Below are 8,186 nucleotides of genomic sequence, written 5' to 3'. Positions count from 1 at the left end.
GGCAGCGTCCCGGTCGCGCATCCTTTCTCGCACCAATCCCCAGGCATTTGAATCAAAGGCACTTGTGGATATTTACCGCGCGTTCCGGCAGGCGGGCCAAGATATATTAGGGCGGGATGATGGAGGGTCCGTTGACCAGCGATTTTTCTGCCGCCCTTGTCCACCTCGAACGCGCCTACCACTATCTGCGCGGCAGTGACGCGACGAGCCGTTCGGCGTGCGAGGCCCTCGACCTGCTGATCGAGACGGTGGCGGAAGCGCAGCACCGGCGGCCCGAGGCCGGCGTGCTGGAATTTCCCCGGGCGACAGCGCCGCGATCGGTTTGATCAAGACACCTTGCGGGCCGGCTCCGCGTCCGCCGCTGATGTCGCGCGCGCCACGATCCGTTCCAGCGGCTCCGGCCTGTGCAGCAAAAAACCCTGGCCGAACTCGACACCCATGTCACCCAACATGGCCACGCTGTCCTGCCGCTCGATCTTCTCGCCCACCACGGCGCAGCCGAGGCTGCGGGCAATGCTTGCTATGGCCAGCACGATCTCGCGGTCGAAGCGGCTCTCGGTGATGTGCTCGATGAAGGAGCCGTCGATCTTGATGGCATCGACAGGAAAGCGCCGGAGATATTCGAACGAACTCATGCCGGCGCCGAAATCGTCGAGGCTGACCTTGCAGCGCCGCTCGCGCGCCTTGCGCACGAAGGCTTCGGCGGCATCGAAATTGGTGACGGCGGCGGTTTCGGTGATCTCGAAGCCGATGCCCCGGTGCGGCGCCCCGGTCTCCCCGATGATGCCGTCGACGAAGTCCCACAGCCCCGGGTCGCTCAGCGTCTGGGCCGACAGGTTGAAGCCGAGCGTGATCACGCCCGACCTCATCGCCGCGCCATATTGCGTGAGCGCGCTGCGGATGATCCAGCGGTCGAGCCTGGCCGCGATGCCGAAGCGCTCCGCCGCCGGAATGAATTCGCCCGGCGGGATCAGCTGGCCGCCGCGCCCGACAAGCCGCGCCAGCACCTCGACATGGCGGTTTTCCTGCCACGGCCGGCCCAGCCGGTGGATCTCCTGGCCGAACAGTTTCAGCCGGCCATCCTCCATGGCATCGACCGTGTCGGCGGCGAGCCGCGCCGCGTTGAGACCGCCCGAGGCGGCCTCGGCCGAGAACACCGCGAAGCGGTCCCGCCCGGCGGCCTTGGCCGCGTAACAGGCATCGTCGGCGCAGGCCAGCGCGTCGGCGACCGTGGTGGCGTGGTCATGGACGATGGCGATGCCGATGCTTGCAGCGAGCCGCCGCGACGTCGCGGCAAGCCCGAGATCGGCGCCGCGCACGGCCTCCAATATGGCGCCGGCCAGCCCCTCGGCCTGCGCGGCGTCGCAACTGGGCACCAGCAGCGCGAACTCGTCGCCGCCCAGGCGCGCGGCGTGCGCCGACGGCGGCAGGCAGCGGCCAATGCCGGTGGCCACGCTTTTCAGCGCCAGGTCGCCCGCCGCGTGGCCGGCGAAGTCGTTGAGCGCCTTGAAGTAGTCGAGATCGACATAGAACACCGCCAGCGGTACGCCCGTGGCGATATGGTCGGCAAGCAACCTGTCAAAGGCGGCGCGGTTGAGAAGCCCGGTCAACGCGTCATGGCGCGCCGCATAGGCCAGCTCCTGCTCGCGCAGCTTGTCCTCGGTGATGTCGCGCACGGTGCCGAGAATCTGGCCGGCCGCGCCGGCGGCGATGAAGCGGACCAGCGATTCCACATGGCGGATCTCGCCATCGCGCCTGACGATGCGGTACTGGCTGGCGGTCACCGCATCCATCCGCAGGTCCACCTGATGGGCGCGCTCGGTCGCCTCCTTGTCGTCGGGATGCAGATAGGTGTGCCACAGGCCGGCGGAAACTTCGTCGGTATCGGCGACGAGGCCGAAAATATCCCTGGTGCGGGCGTCCCAATAGCTCTTGTTGGTGGCGATATCGTAGTGCCAGATGCCGGTGCCGCTGGCCGCGAGCGCCAGTCGGAAGCGGACGTTGACCTGTTCGAGCTCGGCTTCGGCCGCCTTCTGCTTGGTAATGTCGGTCTGCACGCCCATCAGCCGCAGCGGCCGCCCGTCGGCGTCGCGTTCGACGATGCCGCCGCGGTCGAGCACCCACACCCAGTGGCCCTGCTTGTGCCGCAGCCTGAGTTCGGTCTCGATGGCGTCGGTCAGCCCCGCTATGTGCCGGTCGCCGCTCGCCAGCGCCCGCTCGCGGTCGTCGGGATGGGTAAGTTTCAGCCAGAGATCGCTGGTGTTGGCAAGCTCATCCTGCTCGTAGCCGAGCATTCGCGCCCAAGTCGCCGAGTAGAAGCAGTCGCCGGTCTGAAGATCCCAGTCCCAGACGCCAAGATGCGCACGCTCCAGCGCGCGCTCCCATCGCGTTCCATCACGATTTTTCTTGTCCTGACGCGCCATCTTCTGTCGTCACTTTTCCCCGCCGCACGGCAATCTGCGGCAGAACCAGACAAGAAACCGTTACCGGTGGCGGAATGGGCGGCAGCGTCAAGGCTTTGCCTATGGAACGAGCGGCACGACTAGAGGGGGCGGTCTGTCCAGGTTCCGTCGATAGGCACAATAATGGGGCCGCTGTAATTAATAACGACTGCCGGCCAGCACCTTTTGACCTCACGCATAAGTTTCTCTGCCACATACCGACCGCCCTCTGTGCGCGGCTTGTAGGATTCCAGCGTGATCGATTTCAACCGACCGCGATCTGTGCCCACCTTCACCATTGCAAGGGCGTACCGAACGCCTGGGGTGTATTTCGGGGCACGAGCGCATTTCGCGATTTGCTTTTGGATCGAAGCAAAACGTTTGTCGTCGCCAGCATGAGCAGAAAAAGAGAATGCGACAATCATCGCCGCGGTAAGAAAAGCGCGCATACACCCCCCAGTCTGCGTGTTCTAGTTGACCTTTACGGCATGCCGCCCGGCTCGGCTAGCCGGAAACCTCCATGACCGGAGCGCAGGGGTGGTCGCGGCGCAGCGCTGCCAGGTGCACATTTTTCCGCATGGCCGGCATCGGATTGCCCGTCAAGAACCGGAGTTCCACGGCCGGCCGGCGGTCGTACTGATTGCGCGGGTTCGCCGATCAATCCGGCGATCCCCCGCAAACAGCAAGAGGACCTCCCAATGACCAAACAGGAAGACAACAAGGCCGTCGTCGTCAGATGGTTCACCGATTTCTGGGGTAAGACCTGCGATCTGTCCGTCGTCGATGACATCGCCGCGCCGGACATGCTGCTCAGCTATTCCCTGCATCAGCCGCGCCGGGGCCGCTCCGACATCAAGGCCTTCATGACCGACTTCCGCGCCGCCTTCCCGGATCTCAACTTCTGGGCCACGGCCGATCTCATCGCCGAGGGCGACTATGTCGTCGGTCAGTGGGAAGGCGGCGGCACGCATACCGGCCCGGCCTTCGGCGATTTCCTCGCCGGCGCCCTGCCGGCCGCCACCGGCCGCACCATGCGCTTCACCGGCACAACGGTGCTGAAAGTGGTGGACGGCCGGATCGTCGAGGAGATCGGCCTCGATGACGGCGTCGCCGCCCTCACCCAGCTCGGCCTGATCAAGGCTGCCTGATCGAGGTTGCTTGATCGGGGCCGCTTGATCCCGAGGGCCATCGCCATCGAGGCGATGGCCCTCTCCAGGCCTGCGGGCGGCAGGCAGTCGGGCACGATGGTGACCGAGGCTCCGACCTTGTCGGATTTCGTCAACAAATTCTTGCCAGCAAATATTGTATTATAAACAACTAATATTGTAGTTGTGAGTTTTGACAAGTGTAACCGGTTTGTAATACATCCAATGCGAAATAGTCATTGAAATTGGGCAGCTGGCGGGATGTCCTTCGATGCATGCGCACACCGGGCAGAACGGCGGGGATCGCCGCTTTGCCGACCTTCCTGATCTGGACATAGCGGCAAGCAGGAGCGGCTGGCTGCTGACTGCCCTTTGCCTGGCCTATGCCGCGTTGGCTCTTTACCTGCAGCCGGGCCGTTACCTCTATCTTTCGCAGTCCTATGCCCAGCCCTTCCTGTTGTTTCTGCCAGCGCTTCTGGCGGCGGGCCTTGGCGTGGTCGGGCTGACATTTGCCCGGCCCAATCCGACCCGGTTCATGCTGGACACGCTGAAGCGGCGCTGGCTGGCCGCCGCGCCGGTCATCCTGCTGTTCTTCCTTTGCGTTACCGCCTTCACCACGTTCAAGATCACCATCCCCGACATCGTTCCGTTCTATGCCGATCCCATGCTGGCGGAGCTCGATCTTCAGCTGCACGGCACCGACCCTTGGGCTTGGGCGCACGGCATCGTTTCGGAACCGGTCTCGGCAGTCATTTTCGGCTGTTACGGATTTGGCTGGCTCCTGCAGTGGTTCGGCATCCTGCTCTTCGTCGCCTTCTGGAACAGCCCAGCCAGGCGCCTGCGCTATCTCTGGGCCTTCGCCCTGACCACGGTGCTGTGCGGCACTGTTCTTGCGACCGTTCTGTCCTCCGCCGGGCCGATTTTCTTCGATCAGCTCCATGGCGGCGACCGCTTCGCCGGATTGCAGACGGCGCTGGCGCACAATGGCTTCGCCACGTCGGTCCATGTCTACGCCGACTATCTGCTTGCGGCCTATCAAAGTGGCCGCCCGCAACTTGGCGGCGGCATCTCCGCCATGCCCAGCATGCATGTCGCGATCGCCACGCTCAACGCCTTCTTCCTGACCGGCTTCGGTCGCCGCTGGGCGGCTTTCGGCTGGTCTTTCGCCGCCCTTATCCTATTCGGCTCCGTCTACACCGGCTGGCACTATGCGGTGGACGGCTACCTCTCCATCCTCGTCGTCTCCCTGCTTTGGTATCTGACCGGGCGTTTCGTCCTGTCGAGCCGGGACACTGTCGACATCGGATTGGCTGCCCCCGAGCCGGCCTTGCGGCAAGCTGAAATGGTTGGCGCCAGAACCCTCTGAGCTGGCCAGGACTTCGCAGGAAACGGGTGGCGGATGCCGCTTGCGGCCGCTTCAATGCGGCCATGTTCATCACACTGGCCAAAGACCTGAGATCCGCGGAGCTGGAACCCGCGCCACTGCCCGTGGCCGAGGATCCGCGCTGGGCGCGCGTCGTGGCGCGCGACAAATCGGCCGACGGGCAATTCTGGTATTCCGTGATCACGACCGGCGTCTACTGCCGGCCGTCCTGTCCGTCGCGGCGCGCCAACCCCGCCAATGTCCAGTTGCACGGCAGTCTGCAAGCGGCGCGGGCGACCGGTTTCCGCCCATGCCGTCGCTGCAATCCCGAGGGCCCGACGCTGGAGGCCGGCAACGCCGCCATGGTCGCCGAGGCCTGCCGCAGGATCGAGCGCAGCACGGAGGAGCCCTCGCTGGCCGATCTGGCGGCCGCCGCCGGCCGCAGCGCCGGCTATTTCCATCGCGTCTTCAAGGCCGTGACAGGCCTGACGCCGAAGGATTATGCCGCCGCGCACCGCGCCGCCCGCGTCCGCCAGGGCCTGGAGGATGGCGCCAGCGTCACGTCGGCGATCTACGATGCCGGCTTCAATTCCAGCGGGCGCTTTTACGAGAAATCCACCGGCATGCTCGGCATGACGCCGACGCGCTACCGCGCCGGCGGGCTCGACGAGGAAATTCGCTTCGCCGTCGGCGAAACCTCGCTCGGCACCATTCTGGTCGCGTCGAGCCGGAAGGGCGTCGCCGCGATCCTGTTCGGCGCCGATCCCGACGCGCTGGTGCGCGACCTGCAGGACCGTTTCCCCAGGGCAAGGCTGATCGGCGGCGACAGCTTCTATGAAGCGCTCGTCGCCCGCGTCATCGGCTTTGTCGAGGCGCCGGCGCTCGGGCTCGACCTGCCGCTCGATGTGCGCGGCACCGCCTTCCAGCAGCGCGTCTGGCAGGCCCTGCAGGATATCCCGGCCGGCGGCACCGTTTCCTATGCCGAGATCGCGCGGCGCATCGGCGCGCCGAAGTCGACCCGCGCCATAGCCGCCGCTTGCGCCGCCAACGCCCATGCGGTCGCCATTCCCTGCCACCGCGTGATCAGGAAGGACGGCGCCCTGTCCGGCTACGCCTGGGGAGCCGAGCGCAAGCGCGCGCTGCTTGAGCGCGAGGCGGCGGACACAAGATCAAGCGCCCCGGCGCACCGGCCTTCGAAGGCCTGACGGGGACCGGCGATGAGCGCAATGGCGAGGTCTTCCCCCTCAGTTGCGAACAGCCGGACATCCAATGGCGCCGTCATCGACCAAGACGATGCGAAGTCGAAGGTGATGGCAGCTGTCGGGGAGCTTGTCGAGGAAGGCAAGGCCGAATGGCACCGCACCGGGACCGGCGAGATCGAACTGCGGCTGGTGTCGGGCGAGGTGTTTGTATTTGGCGAAGTGTCGGTAACGCGCGTGGCATGAGCACACTTTGCGCTCTACGGCGCCCCCCTCTGTCCTGCCGGACATCTCCCCCACAGGTGGGGAGATTGGCAGCTTTCGCGCCGGCTCTCCCCTTGCAACGTCGGAAATTGGCGAAAGCAGCAATAACAGCCAATCTCCCCCCTCGTGGGGGAGATGTCCGGCAGGACAGAGGGGGGCGCCGTAGGGCACCTACCTCCGCGTCGACATCCTCAAACCCAGCGATTTGAATTTGAAAGCAAGCACCGGAGTGAGCGCGACCGGCCACCCCGCTAGGGTTCAGGCACAACAAGGAGCAAAGACCATGAACCTCTCGCAAACCCAAACCCCGGCGACGGCCTCCGCCGCCACCCTCGACGCCATCGCCTTTGCCGTCGGCCAATCAACCATCGGCACGATCCTCGCGGCACGCAGCCCGATCGGCGTCTGCGCCATTCTCATCGGCGACGACGCCGAGGCACTGGAACAGGATATTGCCGACCGTTTCCCCGGCAGGATGATCATCGCGGACGAAACCGCCCTGCGCGATGACCTCGCCGCGATCTTGCGCTTCATCGAAACGCCCGGCGCCGGGCTCGACCTTCCGCTCGACATGGGCCATGGCACGCCGTTCCAGCAACGCGTCTGGCAGGTGCTGCGCGCGATACGCCCCGGCGCCACCATCACCTACACGGCCCTTGCCCGCCGCCTCGGCATGCCGAACGGCGCCCGCGCGGTGGCCACGGCCTGCGCCGCCAACGCCATCGCGCTCGGCATTCCCTGCCACCGCGTGCTGCGCGCCGACGGCTCGCTGTCCGGCTACCGCTGGGGCCTCGAACGCAAGCGCGCCCTGCTCGACCGGGAGGCCGCGATATGAACGCCCACGCCAGGGTTGCGCCATCGGCGGTCGAAGCCGCGGAGGCCCGCGTCGCCTTCTATGACTGGCCGGCCCTCGCCGGCGAGCTCGACGGCTTCGGCTGCGCGGTGATGGAAAAGCTCCTGTCGCCGCAGGAGTGCCGGCAGATCGCCGGCCTCTATCAGCACGAGCAGCATTTCCGCAGCCATATCCACATGGCCAGGCACGGTTTCGGCAAGGGCGAATACCGCTATTTCCGCTACCCCCTGCCCGACCTCCTTGGCGGCCTGCGCAGCGCGCTCTACCCCCGGCTGGCCGAAGTCGCCAACCGCTGGAACGAGCGCATGAGCATCGCCCAGCGCTATCCCCAAACGCATGAGGAATTCCTCGAACAGTGCCACGCATCAGGCCAGGTCAGGCCGACGCCACTGCTGCTGCAATATGTACCCGGCGACTTCAACTGCCTGCACCAGGACCTCTACGGCGACCTCGCCTTCCCGCTGCAGGTGGCGATCCTGCTCTCGGAACCCGGCGAGGATTTCACCGGCGGCGAATTCGCGCTCACCGAACAGCGGCCGCGCATGCAGAGCCGGGTCGAGGTGGTGCCGCTGCGCCAGGGCGACGCCGTTGCCTTCGCCGTCCACAACCGGCCGGTGCAGGGAACCAAGGGCAATTACCGCGTCAACCTGCGCCACGGCGTCAGCCGGCTCCGCTCCGGCATGCGCCACACGGTCGGCATCATCTTCCACGATGCCAAGTGAGGGTTTTCCCCCTTCTCCCCTTGTGGGAGAAGGTGGATCGGCGCGTAGCGCCGAGACGGATGAGGGGTGTTCCAGCGGAGTGAGACGTTGGTGTTTTCTGGACCACCCCTCATCCGACCTCGCTTCGCGAGGCCACCTTCTCCCACAAGGGGAGAAGGGAAAGCGCCGCCTCATCCTTCGTCCGCGCTCACCATCTCCA

At 65.9% G+C, this 8,186-nt stretch carries 9 protein-coding genes; 7 read left to right on the top strand and 2 right to left on the bottom strand.

The window, feature by feature from the left end:
- The first annotated feature begins 131 nt into the window (after positions 1-131).
- Entirely contained in the window at positions 132-326 is a 195-nt protein-coding gene (locus tag J0I79_RS01550) for a hypothetical protein (protein ID WP_292854818.1), read from the top strand.
- Here J0I79_RS01550 and J0I79_RS01545 read toward each other — a convergent pair whose 3' ends face one another.
- On the bottom strand, positions 327-2,423 hold the full coding sequence (locus tag J0I79_RS01545; protein ID WP_292854815.1) for an EAL domain-containing protein: 2,097 nt from the start codon (positions 2,421-2,423) through the stop codon (positions 327-329).
- A gap of 119 nt (positions 2,424-2,542) precedes the next feature.
- The gene (locus J0I79_RS01540; RefSeq protein WP_292854812.1) at positions 2,543-2,890 is read right to left on the bottom strand and encodes a hypothetical protein; all 348 of its coding nucleotides are present in this window, start codon (positions 2,888-2,890) and stop codon (positions 2,543-2,545) included.
- A 249-nt stretch (positions 2,891-3,139) separates the two neighbouring features.
- On the opposite strand from J0I79_RS01540, the gene J0I79_RS01535 reads away from it, so the two are divergent.
- From J0I79_RS01535 to J0I79_RS01510, 6 genes are all read left to right on the top strand, one after another.
- A complete protein-coding gene (locus J0I79_RS01535) occupies positions 3,140-3,589 on the top strand; it encodes an ester cyclase (protein WP_292854809.1) in 450 nt (149 codons plus the stop codon).
- Positions 3,590-3,857: 268 nt separating this feature from the next.
- On the top strand, positions 3,858-4,952 hold the full coding sequence (locus J0I79_RS01530; RefSeq protein WP_292854806.1) for a phosphatase PAP2 family protein: 1,095 nt from the start codon (positions 3,858-3,860) through the stop codon (positions 4,950-4,952).
- A gap of 62 nt (positions 4,953-5,014) precedes the next feature.
- Positions 5,015-6,154, top strand: coding sequence for a bifunctional DNA-binding transcriptional regulator/O6-methylguanine-DNA methyltransferase Ada (gene ada / locus J0I79_RS01525; RefSeq protein WP_292854821.1), 1,140 nt, complete (start codon positions 5,015-5,017; stop codon positions 6,152-6,154).
- Positions 6,155-6,259: 105 nt separating this feature from the next.
- Entirely contained in the window at positions 6,260-6,394 is a 135-nt protein-coding gene (locus tag J0I79_RS01520) for a hypothetical protein (RefSeq protein WP_292854803.1), read from the top strand.
- Between the two features lie 301 nt (positions 6,395-6,695).
- Positions 6,696-7,247, top strand: coding sequence for a methylated-DNA--[protein]-cysteine S-methyltransferase (locus tag J0I79_RS01515; RefSeq protein ID WP_292854801.1), 552 nt, complete (start codon positions 6,696-6,698; stop codon positions 7,245-7,247).
- The gene (locus tag J0I79_RS01510) at positions 7,244-7,987 is read left to right on the top strand and encodes a 2OG-Fe(II) oxygenase (protein ID WP_292854798.1); all 744 of its coding nucleotides are present in this window, start codon (positions 7,244-7,246) and stop codon (positions 7,985-7,987) included. Before J0I79_RS01515 ends, J0I79_RS01510 begins: the two co-directional genes overlap by 4 nt.
- The last annotated feature ends 199 nt before the right edge of the window (positions 7,988-8,186 follow it).

This window comes from Mesorhizobium sp., assembly GCF_017306585.1.
Classification (GTDB): Bacteria; Pseudomonadota; Alphaproteobacteria; order Rhizobiales; family Rhizobiaceae; genus Mesorhizobium.
The sequence above is the reverse complement of the archived record's forward strand: the minus strand, read 5'-3'. Positions and strand labels throughout refer to the sequence as shown.